At 57.4% G+C, this 17,315-nt stretch carries 15 protein-coding genes; 12 read left to right on the forward strand and 3 right to left on the reverse strand.

Annotated features, from left to right (window positions below):
• Window positions 1-63 precede the first annotated feature (63 nt).
• The 5 genes from AB7M25_RS26130 to AB7M25_RS26150 all read left to right on the forward strand — a co-directional run bounded on the left by AB7M25_RS26130 (window position 64) and on the right by AB7M25_RS26150 (window position 5,435).
• Window positions 64-1,074: an ABC transporter permease subunit gene (locus AB7M25_RS26130; protein WP_104450921.1), complete on the forward strand. Its 1,011-nt coding sequence runs from the start codon at window positions 64-66 to the stop codon at window positions 1,072-1,074.
• 16 nt (window positions 1,075-1,090) lie between these two features.
• On the forward strand, window positions 1,091-2,002 hold the full coding sequence (locus tag AB7M25_RS26135) for an ABC transporter permease subunit (protein ID WP_104450920.1): 912 nt from the start codon (window positions 1,091-1,093) through the stop codon (window positions 2,000-2,002).
• Window positions 2,003-2,012: 10 nt separating this feature from the next.
• Complete coding sequence (locus tag AB7M25_RS26140) at window positions 2,013-2,981, forward strand: ABC transporter ATP-binding protein (RefSeq protein WP_007973051.1); 969 nt, start codon at window positions 2,013-2,015, stop codon at window positions 2,979-2,981.
• Entirely contained in the window at window positions 2,981-3,961 is a 981-nt protein-coding gene (locus tag AB7M25_RS26145) for a peptide ABC transporter ATP-binding protein (RefSeq protein WP_015093469.1), read from the forward strand. The genes AB7M25_RS26140 and AB7M25_RS26145 overlap by 1 nt, the downstream gene beginning before the upstream one ends.
• A gap of 277 nt (window positions 3,962-4,238) precedes the next feature.
• A complete protein-coding gene (locus tag AB7M25_RS26150; protein ID WP_429384217.1) occupies window positions 4,239-5,435 on the forward strand; it encodes a hypothetical protein in 1,197 nt (398 codons plus the stop codon).
• Window positions 5,436-5,534: 99 nt separating this feature from the next.
• On the opposite strand, the gene AB7M25_RS26155 is transcribed toward AB7M25_RS26150, so the two are convergent.
• The 3 genes from AB7M25_RS26155 to AB7M25_RS26165 form a co-directional block, all read right to left on the reverse strand.
• A complete protein-coding gene (locus tag AB7M25_RS26155) occupies window positions 5,535-5,789 on the reverse strand; it encodes a hypothetical protein (protein WP_310057572.1) in 255 nt (84 codons plus the stop codon).
• A gap of 146 nt (window positions 5,790-5,935) precedes the next feature.
• On the reverse strand, window positions 5,936-7,171 hold the full coding sequence (locus AB7M25_RS26160) for an MFS transporter (RefSeq protein WP_454238162.1): 1,236 nt from the start codon (window positions 7,169-7,171) through the stop codon (window positions 5,936-5,938).
• 326 nt (window positions 7,172-7,497) lie between these two features.
• Window positions 7,498-9,081: a peptide chain release factor 3 gene (locus tag AB7M25_RS26165; protein ID WP_007973058.1), complete on the reverse strand. Its 1,584-nt coding sequence runs from the start codon at window positions 9,079-9,081 to the stop codon at window positions 7,498-7,500.
• Window positions 9,082-9,545: 464 nt separating this feature from the next.
• Between AB7M25_RS26165 and AB7M25_RS26170 the strand changes: the two genes are divergently transcribed.
• The 7 genes from AB7M25_RS26170 to AB7M25_RS26200 all read left to right on the forward strand — a co-directional run bounded on the left by AB7M25_RS26170 (window position 9,546) and on the right by AB7M25_RS26200 (window position 17,315).
• Entirely contained in the window at window positions 9,546-10,235 is a 690-nt protein-coding gene (locus AB7M25_RS26170) for an ABC transporter permease (RefSeq protein WP_429384428.1), read from the forward strand.
• Between the two features lie 20 nt (window positions 10,236-10,255).
• Window positions 10,256-11,149, forward strand: a complete 894-nt coding sequence (locus AB7M25_RS26175) for a glycine betaine ABC transporter substrate-binding protein (protein WP_454238163.1) — start codon at window positions 10,256-10,258, stop codon at window positions 11,147-11,149.
• Between the two features lie 12 nt (window positions 11,150-11,161).
• Window positions 11,162-11,815: an ABC transporter permease gene (locus AB7M25_RS26180; RefSeq protein ID WP_454238164.1), complete on the forward strand. Its 654-nt coding sequence runs from the start codon at window positions 11,162-11,164 to the stop codon at window positions 11,813-11,815.
• Window positions 11,812-12,969 (forward strand): osmoprotectant ABC transporter ATP-binding protein OsmV, encoded by a 1,158-nt coding sequence (locus tag AB7M25_RS26185; protein ID WP_454238165.1) that lies wholly within the window; start codon window positions 11,812-11,814, stop codon window positions 12,967-12,969. The genes AB7M25_RS26180 and AB7M25_RS26185 overlap by 4 nt, the downstream gene beginning before the upstream one ends.
• Window positions 12,970-13,623: 654 nt before the next feature.
• On the forward strand, window positions 13,624-14,787 hold the full coding sequence (locus AB7M25_RS26190; protein ID WP_429384226.1) for a type III PLP-dependent enzyme: 1,164 nt from the start codon (window positions 13,624-13,626) through the stop codon (window positions 14,785-14,787).
• A 272-nt stretch (window positions 14,788-15,059) separates the two neighbouring features.
• Complete coding sequence (locus AB7M25_RS26195; protein ID WP_429384228.1) at window positions 15,060-16,241, forward strand: alpha-xenorhabdolysin family binary toxin subunit A; 1,182 nt, start codon at window positions 15,060-15,062, stop codon at window positions 16,239-16,241.
• Window positions 16,242-16,301: 60 nt separating this feature from the next.
• Entirely contained in the window at window positions 16,302-17,315 is a 1,014-nt protein-coding gene (locus tag AB7M25_RS26200; protein ID WP_429384230.1) for an alpha-xenorhabdolysin family binary toxin subunit B, read from the forward strand.

A 17,315-nucleotide genomic window follows, 5' to 3' on the forward strand; every position in this document is an offset into this window, starting at 1 on the left:
TCCCGGCATTCCTGACACAGGGGTGCCGGGCACGCCTAACCGGCTGATGAGGTACACCTTACGATGTTTAGTTTTATTGCCCGCCGACTGGGGTTACTGATCCCCACGTTTTTCGGCATCACCTTGCTGACATTCGCGTTGATTCGCATGATCCCTGGCGACCCCGTGGAAGTCATGATGGGCGAACGCAGAGTCGACCCGGAAATGCACGCTCAGGCAATGGAACGCCTAGGTCTGAACAAACCCCTGTATGCCCAGTACCTGGATTACATCGGCAAACTGGCCCACGGCGACCTCGGGGAATCCCTGCGTACCCGTGAAAGCGTCTGGAACGAATTCACCTCCCTGTTCCCCGCGACCCTGGAGCTGTCCATGGCCGCGCTGTTGTTCGCCGGCATCCTGGGCCTTCTGGCCGGGGTGATCGCGGCACTCAAGCGAGGGTCCCTGTTCGACCATGGGGTGATGGGTGTCTCCCTGGCGGGATACTCGATGCCGATCTTCTGGTGGGGCCTGATCCTGATCATGTTCTTCTCGGTGAGCCTGGGCTGGACCCCGGTATCCGGACGCATCGACCTGCTCTACGACATCGAGCCACGCACCGGCTTCATGCTGATCGATACGCTGCTGGCCGATGACGTCGGCGCGTTCGTCGATGCCCTGCACCACCTGATCCTGCCGGCCATCGTGCTGGGGACCATCCCGCTGGCGGTGATCGCGCGGATGACCCGCTCCTCGATGCTCGAAGTACTGCGTGAAGACTACATCCGCACCGCCAAGGCCAAGGGCCTGTCGCCGTCGCGCGTGGTGTTCGTGCACGGCCTGCGTAACGCGCTGATTCCGGTACTGACCGTGGTCGGCCTGCAAGTCGGCACCCTGCTGGCCGGTGCGGTCCTGACCGAAACCATCTTCTCGTGGCCCGGCATCGGCAAATGGCTGATCGAAGCCATTGGCGCCCGAGACTATCCCGTCGTGCAAAACGGCATCCTGTTAATCGCCTGCCTGGTGATTCTGGTCAACTTCGTAGTGGACATCCTCTACGGCTTTGCCAACCCACGCATCCGTCATCAGCGCTGAGATCATGACCATGACCATGACCACTCCAATTCCATCGGTAGCAGTCGATCAAAGCCTGCTGTACCCGTCTCCGTACAAAGAATTCTGGCAAGCGTTCTCCAAGAACAAAGGTGCCGTCGCCGGCCTGATGTTCATGCTGCTGGTGATTTTCTGCGCCATCTTCGCTCCGTGGGTCGCCCCTCACGACCCGAGCGAGCAGTACCGTGATTTCCTGCTGACCCCGCCGGCCTGGCTGGAAGGTGGGCAGATCCAGTTCCTGCTCGGCACCGATGAACTGGGTCGCGACCTGCTGTCGCGCCTGATCACTGGCTCGCGCCTGTCCTTGATGATCGGCTTGTCGTCGGTTGTCATGTCGCTGATCCCGGGGATCCTGATGGGGCTGTTCGCCGGGTTCTTCCCGCGCGTGCTCGGCCCGACCATCATGCGCCTGATGGACATCATGCTGGCCTTGCCGTCCCTGCTGCTGGCCGTGGCGATCGTCGCCATCCTCGGCCCTGGCCTGATCAACACCGTGATCGCCATCGCCGTGGTATCCCTGCCGTCCTACGTTCGTCTGACCCGCGCCGCGGTGATGGGCGAACTGAACCGCGACTACGTGACCGCTGCACGCCTGGCCGGTGCCGGCCTGCCGCGCCTGATGTTCATCACCGTGCTGCCCAACTGCATGGCGCCGCTGATCGTACAGGCCACCCTGAGTTTCTCTTCGGCGATCCTCGACGCCGCCGCACTGGGCTTCCTCGGCCTTGGCGTACAACCGCCAACCCCTGAGTGGGGCACCATGCTGGCTTCGGCCCGCGACTACATCGAACGCGCCTGGTGGGTGGTGAGCCTGCCTGGTTTGACCATTTTGCTCAGCGTGCTGGCAATCAACTTGATGGGTGACGGCCTGCGCGACGCGCTGGACCCGAAACTCAAGAACGCCGCCTGAGGAGATTCGCATGTCACTCTTAGAAATCAAGAATCTCAACGTTCGCTTCGGCGACAAGAACGCCACGCCAGTGGTCGACGGCCTCGACCTGAAAGTGGACAAGGGCGAAGTGCTGGCCATCGTTGGCGAGTCCGGTTCCGGCAAGTCCGTGACCATGATGGCGCTGATGGGCCTGATCGAGCACCCCGGCATCGTTACCGCCGACTCGCTCAGCTTTGACGGCAAGGACATGCTCAAGCTGAACAATCGCCAGCGTCGGCAGATTGTCGGCAAAGACCTGTCCATGGTCTTCCAGGATCCGATGACCGCGCTGAACCCGAGCTACACCGTCGGTTTCCAGATCGAAGAAGTACTGCGCCTGCACCTGAAAATGTCCGGCAAGGCGGCCCGCAAGCGTGCCATCGAACTGCTGGAAAAAGTTGAAATCCCGGGCGCCGCCAGCCGTATGGACGCCTACCCGCATCAACTGTCCGGCGGTATGAGCCAGCGTGTCGCGATTGCCATGGCGATTGCCGGCGAACCGAAACTGCTGATCGCCGACGAACCGACTACAGCACTCGACGTGACGATTCAGGCGCAGATCATGGACCTGCTGCTGGCGCTGCAGAAAGAGCAGAACATGGGCCTGGTGCTGATCACCCACGACCTCGCGGTCGTGGCCGAAACCGCCCAGCGCGTGTGCGTGATGTACGCCGGCCAAGCGGTCGAAGTCGGGCAGGTACCGCAACTGTTCGACATTCCGGCTCACCCGTACAGCGAAGCGCTGCTCAAGGCGATTCCGGAACACAGCCTGGGGGCCTCGCGCCTGTCGACCCTGCCGGGCATCGTTCCCGGTCGCTATGACCGTCCGCAGGGTTGCCTGCTGTCGCCACGCTGCCCGTACGTGAAAGACAACTGCCGTCAACAACGTCCGGCCCTTGACCAGAAAAGCAACAGCCTCGCTCGCTGCTTCTACCCGCTGAACCAGGAGGTGGCGTAATGGCCGTCGTTCTTACCGCCCGCGACCTGACCCGTCACTACGAGGTGTCCCGAGGCCTGTTCAAGGGTCACGCCACCGTGCGCGCCCTCAACGGCGTGTCGTTCGAACTGGAAGCCGGCAAGACTCTCGCTGTCGTCGGTGAATCCGGTTGCGGCAAATCCACCCTGGCCCGTGCCCTGACCCTGATCGAAGAGCCGTCCTCGGGCTCCCTGAAAATCGCCGGCCAGGAAGTCGCCGGTGCCGACAAGGCTCAACGCAAGCAACTGCGCAAAGACGTGCAGATGGTATTCCAGAGCCCGTACGCCTCGTTGAACCCCCGGCAGAAAGTCGGTGATCAGTTGGCCGAGCCGCTGTTGATCAACACCAACCTGAGCGCCGCGGAGCGTCGTGAGAAAGTCCAGGCGATGATGAAGCAGGTGGGCTTGCGTCCCGAGCACTACCAGCGCTATCCGCACATGTTTTCCGGTGGTCAGCGCCAGCGGATCGCCCTGGCTCGCGCGATGATGCTGCAACCGAAAGTGCTGGTGGCGGACGAACCGACCTCGGCGCTGGACGTGTCGATTCAGGCACAGGTGCTCAACCTGTTCATGGATCTGCAGCAAGAGTTCAACACCGCCTACGTGTTCATCTCCCACAACCTGGCGGTGGTTCGCCACGTGGCCGACCATGTGATGGTGATGTACCTGGGTCGCCCGGTGGAAATGGGCACGAAAGAGGACATCTACTCCCGTCCCCTGCACCCCTACACCCAGGCACTGTTGTCGGCGACGCCAGCCATCCACCCGGATCCGGACAAGCCGAAAATCAAGATCGTCGGCGAGTTGCCCAACCCGCTGAACCCGCCTCCGGGCTGCGCCTTCCACAAGCGTTGCCCGTACGCCACCGAGCGTTGCAGCACTGAAGAGCCGGCCCTGCGCCTGCTCGACAACCGCCAGGTGGCTTGCCACTACGCCGAGCAATTCCTCGACGGCGCGGCATAAAAAAACGCCTCGGTCATTGGGGCGCGCTTGAGTCAACCAAACCCCTTCTCATTCGATTGCGCATCAATCGATGCAGGAGGGGTTTTCTTTTGCCTGTCGAGTGGTGATTGAGCGTCACTTTTTGCAGAAACGCACCTGTCATTCCTGAGAGCTTCGAACGCTCAGCCGTTTTGTTTGAATCCTGTCGGTGAGTCATGAGTCGTGATGACAGGCTTGTCACGCGACACACGGCATAAACCCGCAAGCGTTCAAAAACTATAAGGACAGGTGAAGCCTCATGGGCACTCAAGCAACAGACGTAAACATGCTGGGCGCGGGTCAACTGGACCCGGAATTTGGTGTGTCTGGACAGATCAGACCTGACTTTCTGGCTGGCTCGGTCAGGGCCGTTGTGTTATCGGCTGAAGGTTCCCTGACCTACGCCACTCGGCAGGGAGAAGGTTTCACTGTGTACCGCACTGATTCTGACGGCATCAAGGACAAGGCGTTTGGCAATGACGGGAACACAGGTGAGTGGCAGTTTGTCAGCGGTAAAAAGGCAAGTCCGCAGCGTTTGCTACTGCAAGAGGATCGCAAGATCCTGGTGATCGGTGATACCCGAGAACCCGACGGTATTGGTCGGGCAGCACTGAGACGTTTTCATGCCAACGGCAGCCCTGACCTGGACTTCGGCAGTGTCGTTATTCCTGTAGCTCAGCATGATTATTCCCAAGTGGCGTTGATCGACGGTTGTCTGCAGGGTGATGGAAAAGTGCTTGTGGCGTTCAGCTATTTCATCAGCAACTCCGAAGGGGCACTGCTGGCTCGCCTGCACAGTAACGGTGAACTCGATACGGGTTTCGGCAATAGCGGTTTTGTCGAGATCGAAACCGGGGGCGACTTCATTCTGCTTTGCAGCGTTGTGATTCAAGACGGAAAAATCGTTGTTGGCGGAACCACGGCGTCCGGTCAGCTCGTTCTTGCACGTTATGATGTGCAGGGGCAGGTCGATAGCCAATTTGGAGTCGATGGTTTTGCTTTCCTGGCAACAACGGATGGCTCACTCAAAATGAGTCAACTCATCGCACAGGCTGATGGCAAGCTGCTATGTGCCGGCGGTATCCAGGAGAGCATGGGCATGGCGATGAGGTTTACCGCGGACGGTCACCCCGACAAGGAGTGGAATGGCGGGCTTCCCGTATTCACCAACACCGGTCCTGAAACCTTCTGGCGATCCTTGGCCCAGCAGGCGGATGGCAAGATTGTCGTGGTCGGTTACAACCGGGCACTCCATATCATCGCGGGCAGGTTGTTGCCCAATGGAGACTATGACACCCACTTCGGCGGGACTGGCTCCGGGTGGGTTTCTTTTGGTCCTTCAGGAGGATTGCCCTGGGATGTGAAGGTCCAGAGCGGTGCTCGCATTATCGTTGGCGGCGAGGCTTTCATCGAAATGGGGAATCGCGGCCCGGTCGTCTACGGGCTCCAGGCCTGATCCCGTTCTCGACGGCGCGGCATAAAACAGTGGGAGCGGACTTGCTCCCACAGGGTTGGAGTTGTAACCCAACCCCTTCTACCGCTCGCCATCGAGCGATTACGTCTGGCTATCGCCCTCTTCTTCATCGGAGTCCGGCTCGTCGGTGGTCGAGTCATCGTCGTTGTCAGCACCACCCTGCCCCTGATCTCCCGGTTCCGATTCGGATTTGGCGAGCATCAACCCCGCGTATCCCGCTTGCCCGCTCGAAGCCTGCTCCCCGTGATCGATGCACTCGGCCCACGCCATCGACGTCCCCAGCGATAGCATCACCAACACCTTCAACAGCAGTAAAACGCGAAACAACCTGTTCATAGCCGATTCCTTCCTTTCGTGGAGTGCCTGTCTGGCGCTCAGTGAAATCTAGTTCCGATCAGCCGGGTTCTCCAGATTGGACGCTGACGAGCGAGCAGAAATGCACTCGGTAGAAAGACCAGTTTCAAATAAACCCAATAGCCGGATCAACTAAGCGAAACAGTTCGGCGAGGTTGCCCCTCAAGCTTGTCTGGAGCGCGAGGGCGGGTAGCCTGATAAATCATGGGTATGGACAGCAACGCCAGGGCCGCACTGACCAGCCACACACTGTGCCCGCCAAAGTGGCCGTACAACTGACCGCCAAGCATCGGCGACAACAGTGCACTCGCACTCCAGCTCATGAAAAACACGCCAAAGTACTGTCCGCTTTTTCCACGTTGCGCATGCTGCATGACCAGCGCATTCAGTGGCGGCATGAACAGCGCCTCGCCCAATGTCCAAACCACCGTCGACAGACAGGCATAGAACAGCCCGGAACCCAACGGCAACATACCGAGCCCACAGGCCAGCAACAGACTGCCCGCCACCAGTTGGCGACGCGTACCCCAGCGTTCGCCCCAATGGGTCAACGGAATCTGTAACGACACCACCAACACGGCATTCAATGCGAACTGCCAGCCGATAGCTTCGGTGCTCAGGCGATAGTAATCACGCAGGTAGTTACCCAGCGTGCTGTAGACCGTGTCGAATGCCATCCCGAGCAAGACCGTCGTCGCCAGTAACCAGAGAAAGGGTTTGTCGCGATACGGCACCCATGAGCCTGAGCCGGTATCAGGTTTCTCGTCAGGCACCAGCACCGGTCGGCGCCATGTCGTGCGGATAAACCAGAGCAAGGCCAGCAGGGTCATGGCTGCGCTGGCGAAGAACACCCAGCGAAAATCGGTCTGCGCCAAAACGCCGCCCGCCACCCCGGCAGCGGCCATTCCGAGGTTCCGGGCTACCCGGCTCAAGGCCTGTGCCCGGGAACGCTGCGCAACCTCGCAATACTCCATGATCAGCCGCTGATGCAGTGTACGGATCGCCCCGTCGACAGCGCCGCTGAGCAACAGCAACCCGGCCAGTAACGGCACCTGCGTGACCAGCCCGAGCAGGATCAGAACCCACATCGAAACTAAGAACAGCGCCGCGGTGAGCCGTGCCGTGCGCACATGATCACTGAGCAAACCACCGAGCATCGAGCCGACCAGCAATCCAGCGCCATAGGCCGACAACAGCCAGCCAACGGTCTCAATAGCCAGCCCCAGTTCCTGACGCAGGTACAGCGCCATGAACAACTTGACCATGCTGCTCAGTCGATTGATGAACAACAGCGTCGCGAGCACCCAGGCCATCACGCCGAAATAGCCGTCTAGCCTCAGCCGATGCGTCATTCCCTTGATCATCAAGATGGCCGTTGTTTGCGAAATGTGTCCTAAACACTAAACGCCAACGACTGACTTGTCGCGGGCAAATCTCCCACACAGGGCAAAAACAGAGGCGGGCTACAAACGCGAAGGAAAAGACCTACACAATCGCCTCCAGCGCAAAATCAATCCAAAAAAAGGTTCATCACGCAATCCCGGGAAACTGTAGGAGCCAGCTTGCTGGCGACGTTTATCCAGTTTGCGCATCATCGTTAAAGTCCATCGCGAGCAAGCTCGCTCCTACAGAAGAGCAAAAAAAAGCCCGCTGTTTTCACAGCGGGCTTTCGGGTGTCGCCATTCAGCGCTTAGTGATGCTCGCGGGTCGCGCGGAATTTCACGTCCGGCCAGCGCTCTTCCATCAGTGCCAGGTTGACCCGCGTAGGCGCGAGGTAGGTCAGGTGACCGCCGCCGTCCAGTGCCAGGTTTTCCACAGCCTTGTTGGAGAATTCCTCAAGCTTCTTCTTGTCGCTGCATTCGATCCAGCGCGCGGAATAAACAGTGATCGGCTCGTAGGAGCACTCGACCTTGTATTCCTCTTTCAAACGGCTGGCGACCACATCGAACTGCAGCACGCCAACGGCGCCGAGGATGATGTCGTTGCTGCGTTCCGGGAAGAACACCTGGGTCGCGCCTTCTTCGGCCAACTGCTGCAAGCCCTGGCGCAGTTGCTTGGATTTCAGCGGATCTTTCAGGCGCACGCGGCGGAACAGTTCCGGGGCGAAGTGCGGAATGCCGGTGAAGCCCAGGACTTCGCCTTCGCTGAAGGTGTCGCCGATCTGGATGGTGCCGTGGTTGTGCAGGCCGATGATGTCGCCGGCAAACGCCTCTTCCAGTTGCTCACGCTCGGAGGAGAAGAAGGTCAGCGCGTCGCCGATCCGCACGTCCTTGCCGGTGCGCACGTGGCGCATCTTCATGCCTTTTTCGTATTTGCCGGAGCAGATACGCATGAAGGCGATGCGGTCGCGGTGTTTCGGGTCCATGTTCGCCTGGATCTTGAAGATGAAGCCCGAGAACTTCTCTTCCACCGGCTCCACGGTGCGCTCGTTGGCCACCCGGGCCAACGGGCGCGGAGCCCAATCAACGACGGCGTCAAGGACGTGGTCGACACCGAAGTTGCCCAGGGCCGTACCGAAGAACACCGGGGTCAGCTGGCCGTCGAGGAATTCCTGCTGGTTGAACTCGTGGCAGGCACCCTGCACCAGTTCAAGCTGTTCGAGGAAACGCTCGTACTCGTCACCCAGGTGCGCACGCGCCTCGTCGGAGTCGAGCTTCTCGATGATCTTGGTTTCGGTGCGCTCATGGCCGTGACCGGCGGTGTACACGATGATGTAGTCGTCGGCGAGGTGATACACGCCTTTGAAGTCACGGTAGCAACCGATCGGCCAGGTGATCGGCGCGGCCTTGATCTTCAGGACGGCTTCGATTTCGTCGAGCAGTTCGATCGGGTCGCGGATATCACGGTCGAGTTTGTTGATGAAGCTGACGATCGGCGTGTCACGCAGACGGCAGACGTCCATCAGGGCGATGGTCCGTGGTTCTACACCTTTACCGCCGTCGAGAACCATCAACGCCGAGTCCACCGCCGTCAGGGTGCGGTAGGTATCTTCGGAGAAGTCTTCGTGGCCCGGGGTATCGAGCAGGTTGATCATGTGCTCGCGATACGGGAACTGCATGACCGACGTGGTAATGGAAATACCACGCTGCTTTTCCATTTCCATCCAGTCGGAGGTGGCATGGCGGTCGGATTTACGAGATTTCACCGTACCGGCTACCGCGATCGCCTTGCCCATCAGCAAGAGTTTCTCGGTGATGGTGGTCTTACCGGCATCGGGGTGGGAAATAATGGCGAAAGTGCGGCGTTTCGCGACTTCGGCGGCCTGTTTGGTCATGGGAAATCGCCTGGCAGGTGATTCAAAAAAGGGCGCAGATTATAGCCCAAGTTGATCGAAGAACCGAACCGTTGAGCACATCAGGGGTGGCCAAATGCTGCCTTAGATGGGAACCTTTTGAAGCACGGAGACGTCCACTCCCCTGTTACGACCACTCGTCGGGGGCCTGAAACACCTGCAATTCGGCCTGACGAGGCTGTGCTCATGGCTCGATTGCCCTGCGCCACCCCCTGTAGGAGCGAGCCCGCTCGCGATGGACTTCAACGATAACGCTGGGTAGCGAATGTATGCGTTGCCTGGACGTTTTTCGCGAGCAAGCTCGCTCCTACAGTGGAACGCGCTCGGCATGAGCTGCTTCTCGCGATCATTTTTTCGGCAGCCAGGAATGGCGTTGCCACGCGAAAAAGTGTTCGCCGACTGAAAAAAGGAGTCCGCCTGTGGCTATCCGCTATGGCAAAGGGCTGATGGGAGGCGCGTTGGTAATCGCCCTTCTGGCCCTGCTGATCCAATGGATCGGCATCAACACGATCGAACACTACCGCGACGATTTGCTGTTTTACCTGCAAGCTCATCTGATTCTCGTCCTCGCTTCCATGCTGGCCGCCCTTGTCGTGGGCCTCCCCGCCGGTATCTTCCTCAGCCGCCCGTCCATGGTCGGTCGCGCTGAACGCTTCATGCAGCTCTTCAACATTGGCAACACCGTTCCGCCTCTGGCCGTCCTGGCCATTGCCCTGGGCATCCTCGGCATCGGCAGCGGCCCGGCCATCTTCGCCCTGTTCCTCGCCTCCTTGCTGCCCATCGTGCGCAACACTTATGAGGGCCTGAAAAACGTTCAGGGCTCGCTCAAGGAAGCCGCCGTCGGCATCGGCATGACCCCGCGCCAGGTGCTGTGGAAAGTCGAACTGCCGAACGCCGTGCCGATCATCATCGGTGGCGTGCGTGTGGCGTTGGCGATCAATGTCGGGACTGCGCCGCTGGCGTTCCTGATCGGCGCCAACAGTCTTGGCAGCCTGATATTCCCCGGCATCGCCCTGAACAATCAGTCGCAGTTGCTGCTCGGTGCCGCATGCACCGCGTTGCTGGCCCTGTTGCTGGACGGCATGGTCACACTGGGCAGCCGCCTCTGGCTCGAACGCGGCCTGCGCCCGTCTTAAGCCTCGGTAAAGGAACTCTCATGAAAACAACAAGCTTTTTACTAGGCTGCGTTCTGCTGTGCGCAGGATTTGCCCAAGCCGCGGAAAAACCCTTGATCCGCATCGGCGCACGGGTATTCACCGAACAGACCCTGCTGGCGGAAATCACCGCGCAATACCTGCGCGCCAAGGGTTACGACGTGCAAGTGACCGGCGGTCTCGGCAGCAACCTCGCCCGCAGCGCCCACGAAAGCGGTCAACTGGACATGCTCTGGGAATACACCGGTGTGTCGCTGGTGGCCTACAACCATGTCACCGAAAAACTCGATAGCGAACAGTCCTACGCGCGGGTGAGAGAACTCGACGCACAAAAAGGCCTGGTCTGGCTCACTCCGTCGAAATTCAGCAACACCTACGCCCTCGCCCTGCCGAAAAACGTCGCTGACCAATACCCGCAGATCGACACCATCAGTGAGCTGAACAGCGTGCTGCGCAAGGAGGCCAAGACCAACAATCTGGTGGCACTGGATACCGAATTCGCCAACCGCTCGGACGGACTCGCAGGCATGGTGCAGCTGTACGACATGAACCTGACCCGCAACAACATCCGGCAGATGGACGCCGGGCTGGTCTACACCGCGCTGCGCAATGGCCAGGTGTTTGCCGGCCTGGTCTACACCACTGACGGTCGCCTCAATGCCTTCAAGCTCAAATTGCTGGAAGACGACAAGCACTACTTCCCCGACTACACCGCCGCGCCGGTGGTGCGTCAGACCTATCTCGATGCGCACCCGCAACTGACCGCACAGCTCAAGCCACTGGCGGAACTGTTCGACGACAACACCATGCGCGAGCTCAACGCACGGGTGGATGTCGATCACCAGAGTCCTTCAACCGTGGCCGCCAATTTTCTGCGCCAGCACCCGATCAATTAAGGAGGAAAAGTCATGGAATTCCTGAACGCCTTTTCCCATCTCGACTGGCCGTTGGTCTTACACCTGACCGGGCAACACATCACGCTGGTCGGCATCGCCGTGACCCTGGCGATTCTGGTCGGCGTGCCACTGGGCATCCTGATGACGCGTCTGCCGAGTCTCGCCGGGCCTTTGCAGGCCAGTGCCACGGTGCTGCTGACGGTGCCGTCGATTGCCCTGTTCGGCCTGTTGTTGCCGTTCTACTCCAAATTCGGCCAGGGCCTCGGCCCGATGCCGGCGATCACCGCAGTGTTCCTCTATTCACTGCTGCCGATCATGCGTAACACCTACCTGGCCCTGACCAGCGTCGAACCGGGCATCCGCGAAGCAGCGCGCGGCATCGGCATGACGTTCGGCCAGCGCCTGCGCATGGTTGAGCTGCCCATCGCCGTGCCGGTGATCCTTGCCGGTGTACGCACCGCCGTGGTCATGAACATCGGCGTCATGACCATCGCCGCCACCATCGGTGCCGGTGGCCTCGGTGTACTCATCCTCGCTTCCATCAGCCGCAGCGACATGTCGATGCTGATCGTCGGTGCCGTGCTGGTCAGTGTGCTGGCGATCATCGCCGACCTGATCCTGCAAGTGCTGCAACGCTCGCTGACTCCAAAAGGACTGCTCAAATGATCGAACTTCAAAACCTCAGCAAGACCTTCCAAAGCAACGGCAAGGATGTGAAAGCCGTGGACTCGGTGAGCCTGACCGTCAATGAAGGCGAAATCTGCGTATTTCTCGGGCCATCAGGTTGCGGCAAAAGCACCACGCTGAAAATGATCAACCGCCTGATCAAACCCACCTCGGGCAAGATCCTGATCAACGGCGAAGACACCACCGGCCTCGACGAAGTGACGCTGCGCCGCAACATCGGTTACGTGATCCAGCAGATCGGTCTGTTCCCGAACATGACCATCGAAGAGAACATCGTGGTCGTACCGAAACTGCTCGGTTGGGACAAACAGAAATGCCACGAACGCGCCCGCGAGTTGATGAGCATGATCAAGCTCGAACCCAAGCAGTACTTGCATCGCTATCCACGGGAGTTGTCCGGTGGCCAGCAACAACGGATCGGCGTGATTCGCGCCCTGGCGGCAGATGCGCCATTGCTGTTGATGGACGAACCGTTCGGCGCGGTCGACCCGATCAACCGCGAGATGATCCAGAACGAATTCTTCGAGATGCAGCGGGCACTGAACAAGACCGTGATCATGGTCAGCCATGACATTGACGAGGCGATCAAGCTCGGCGACAAGATCGCGATCTTCCGCGCCGGCAAGCTATTGCAGATCGATCACCCGGATACCTTGCTCGCCCACCCGGCGGATGAGTTTGTCAGCAACTTCGTCGGCCAGGACAGCACGCTGAAACGCCTGCTGCTGGTGAAAGCCGAAGACGCGGCGGACAATGCGCCCTCCGTCAGCCCGCAAACCCCGGTGGCCGAGGCGCTGGAATTGATGGACGAACATGACCGTCGCTATGTGGTGGTGACCTGCACGGAGAACAAGGCACTGGGTTACGTAAGACGTCGCGACCTGCATCGTCAGAGCGGCACCTGCTCGCAGTACCAACGCGATTTCAACGCCACGGCGGCGTACGACGAACATTTGCGCATCCTGCTGTCGCGCATGTACGAGTTCAATCGTTCGTGGTTGCCGGTGATGGATGCCGAGCGGGTGTTTTTGGGTGAGGTGACGCAGGAGTCGATTGCGGAGTATTTGAGTTCCGGTAAATCGCGTGGAGGCAAGACCAGTATTGTTTCGCCTGCCGAGACTGCTGCCGCCTGACCTGACGCCATCGCGGGCAAGCCCGCTCCCACAGGATTTTGGTGTACACAGAATTTGTATACGATAGAAATCACTGTGGGAGCGGGCTTGCCCGCGATGACGATTTAAAAGTTAAAGAATCGACGTCTGATTTATGCCGCTAACAGGACGGAAAAAAATATCAACACCTGCCTGCTTGATGGATCTGCAGGGAATAGCCGAAAAACAAGCAAATCCGCTCTCATCCTCCCTTATCGCCCCTAACGTCGCCGATGTTGACGCCATCACACTTATCCATGACTTGGTGCACAACAGCATCGAACGTGCAGGTATTTTTAACACTTCGCCATTCTTCGGGAACATCCGACTGTCATCTGAGTCGGTTACAAAGAGTGATGTCCGCAACGCGCGTCAGAAGAGTGCAAAAACGCGACATTTTTTGTTGATCTCAAGCCCCTCACGCCCTAAAGTTCGCGCCGAACGTCCATGCTGGAAACGATCCATCCGGCTCAAGTACTGACGACGAGACAGCAAGGCCAAGGGAAAGCTGCACTTCCCATGGCCTTTTTGCTTTCGGCGACATGCCTTGGGAAGTAGGCGAACCAAAGTGGGGATACGGAGGACGTTCATTTGCACCCATTGATTACTAACGTTTGCCAGTAGGAGCTCCCAGGTATGTCGATCCAGGTCGAAGACTATTTCGCGCGCGAAACCTTTCAGAAAATGAAGGCGTTCGCCGACAAACAGGAAACCCCGTTCGTGGTGATCGACACCGCGATGATCGCCCAGGCCTACGACGACCTGCGCGCCGGTTTCGAATTCGCCAAGGTCTACTACGCGGTCAAGGCCAACCCGGCCGTCGAAATCATTGACCTGCTCAAAGAGAAAGGCTCGAGCTTCGACATCGCCTCGATCTATGAGCTGGACAAAGTGCTGGGCCGTGGCGTCAGTGCCGACCACATCAGCTACGGCAACACCATCAAGAAATCCAAGGACATCCGCTACTTCTACGAGAAGGGCGTGCGCCTGTTTGCCACCGACTCCGAAGCCGACCTGCGCAACATCGCCAAGGCCGCCCCGGGTTCGAAAGTCTACGTGCGTATCCTGACCGAAGGCTCGACCACCGCCGACTGGCCGTTGTCGCGCAAATTCGGCTGCCAGACCGACATGGCTATGGACCTGCTGATCCTCGCTCGTGACCTGGGCCTAGTGCCTTACGGCATCTCGTTCCACGTCGGCTCGCAACAGCGCGACATCAGCGTCTGGGACGCGGCGATCGCCAAGGTCAAAGTGATCTTCGAACGCCTGAAAGAAGAAGACGGCATCCACCTGAAGCTGATCAACATGGGCGGTGGCTTCCCGGCCAACTACATCACCCGCACCAACAGCCTGGAAACCTACGCGGAAGAAATCATCCGCTTCCTCAAGGAAGATTTCGGTGATGACCTGCCGGAAATCATCCTGGAACCAGGCCGTTCGCTGATCGCCAACGCCGGCATCCTGGTCAGCGAAGTGGTGCTGGTCGCGCGCAAATCCCGTACCGCGGTCGAGCGTTGGGTGTACACGGATGTGGGCAAGTTCTCCGGCCTGATCGAAACCATGGACGAAGCCATCAAGTTCCCGATCTGGACCGAGAAGAAAGGCGAGATGGAAGAAGTGGTCATCGCCGGCCCAACCTGTGACAGCGCCGACATCATGTACGAAAACTACAAGTACGGCCTGCCGCTGAACCTGGCCATCGGTGATCGCCTGTACTGGCTGTCGACCGGTGCGTACACCACCAGTTACAGCGCTGTCGAGTTCAATGGTTTCCCGCCGCTGAAATCGTTCTACGTGTAAATCTCGTCTGCTATCCAAAAAAAGGCCTGTGAGTAATCACAGGCCTTTTTTATTTCTACCGTCTCAAACGAACTCAGCGCCAACTCTAAACACATCAAGTTTCGATATCAGAACGTCGAACCTTATCCAGCAGAAACAGTAAATCGCCAACTTACCTCCGTCATCAGACACACACTGAAACTCTTCACAACTTAACTTTAACCACAACCAGCCTTACTTTTCAGTGACGACAACAAGCGCCTCAATGGCGCAATAACATAAAAGGGACTTTCATGTTAGCCACTGAAGAACAGATCATTACCTCAGATCAACTCAACTCATTGACATCGGATTTCATGGGGGCCGTTTCCGGCACTCTCGAGGGTGTCGAGCGCGAGCAAGGATTATTGGTCACAAATGACGACATCAGAAAAATCAAACGCTACGTCAATGCCGGGCTTAAACTCCCCATCGAAATTGATGAAATAGAACAGATACACAAGTTCGACCGACTGAATATCTCCGGACTCAAATCTGCCGATATGCAAACTCTGTTTCTTTCCATGAGAAACCATGCTGCCTCTTGGTCACCACTGGAATCCAACATGAAGAAAGTCGGTTCGGATCTTCATGTATTTGCCGACAATTTCACTTCAAATAGTCAGTCCATCGTCAACTACCTTGAGAGCCTTCCCAGTTACATTAGCGGAACAGGAAAAGTCGGCAACCTGAGTCCAGAGGAAATAGACAACCTTCCGGAAATCCAATTGACTGAAGGTGAAAAACAAAAAATCCCGGCATTACTGGAACTGGTTGAAGAGCTTAAAGCAGTGATTACCGACCACAGTGCAAGCACAAAGACCACCAAAGACCAGATCAGCAAATTCAAAAAGGAAATCAGCGATTGGCTGAAGCCGGCACTGGATCGAAAAATAACCCTGTGCAACAGCCACAATTTAGACAAAGACATAGAAGCGCACAATGAAAGGCTTGGAATCCTCAATCAACGCATCACCGAAAAACTCGCTGAAATCGAACAATACTCGAAAAGCAAATGGTGGGGACTCATCGGTGGCGCAGTCGGCTTTATTATTAGTTCTTCAATATATGGAGCCAAGGCCAACCAGGCTCGTAAGGAGCTGGATCAGCTAACTACCGAACGACGTGAAATCGAATCAAAGATTGCAACCACCAACGCGGTCCTCGCGTCGTTGCGGGCATTCGAAACCAGCCTTCAGGACCTGCACGTCAGGATTGAAGGTGCTGCTGGCAGTTCATCGAACCTCGAAAGCCTCTGGGAGTTGATACAAGCTTATATCGAATCCTCCAGCAAAAGACTGGATGGCGTTACCAACGCCATGTACCTGGTGTCTTTTGTCTCCAGGCTAACCACGATGATGGATAACTGGTCAGCGATAAAAAAGCAGGCGGGCGACTTACTGACGGCCTTCAACAATGCCACAAGCGACGCGTGACATCCCGGCTTGCATTCCCACGCCAAACCCGACATTCATTATTTTAAAAACGGAAAAATCATGACCCTACATACTCTCGGCTCACAATTCCAATATCCCTCTCCCGACATGAAGAAAATCAAACAAAACAGGGATGAAATCCACTATAAAATCCGTACATTGAGCACTATCTATCTACCGGTACTCGGGGAGGAACTGGCATCGTTGCTGAAGGAATTAAACGCCATCGACAAGCAAGCACTTAGCAGCCTGACTCTGTTGCCCACCGCATTACCCATCGGCGAAATTCAACGCGTTCACACCATCATCGAGAATCTGAAACTCGAGCCCTCTACCCCCGAGCTACAGGAGGCCATAGACAGTTTTTACGAAGAAATTAATTTTTCGATTAAAACCGGCACGTCCGAAGTCTCAAAGTTTTCAACAACGCTGAACAACAATTTGTCGAATTTTAAAGCAGTGACCCTCAGCGACAACCAATATCGCATCAAGGAACTGGAAGCATCCATCACCAAGATCACCCCGAATATAACAGAACTGGAAAGCGACATTGAGAAACTGAAAACTGACGAATCAGAGCTGAGCGGCGCCATCAAACTCATTGAAGCGACGGATACTTTTTCACTGATCAAGGAGCTGTTTCTCACGGCGGAAAAACTTACAGGGCTTAACCTCTCCGCGCCTCAAGTTGAACTCGTCAAGACTGGCATTGCCGCCGCTGGCAAGATCCTCAACTTAATCAGCGACAGAATAAAATATGACCACCTGATTGAAGCCCGGCGCCAGATCCAGGCGCGACTTGATGACCGGCGTCGAAACCTGGCCAGCAGCAAACAAGATGTAAAAATCTTGCAAGACCAAAAAAATCAGTTGGTGGAATTCCAGTCCGTGCAAACCCCGAGAGAGGCTTACACGAATGAGATAAGCACCCTCGCCGACGCCATTGATAAATTCCTGGAAATTAATGAACATGACGCTACCGACGATTTCAGTGCGGTTGTTAAACGGTTCATCGAACAGTCGAACATCTTCATCAAACACTTGAAGAGTCTTCGCCAGGAATGGAAAAGCTAA

The sequence above is a fragment of the Pseudomonas sp. AP3_22 TE3818 genome, from assembly GCF_053628995.1.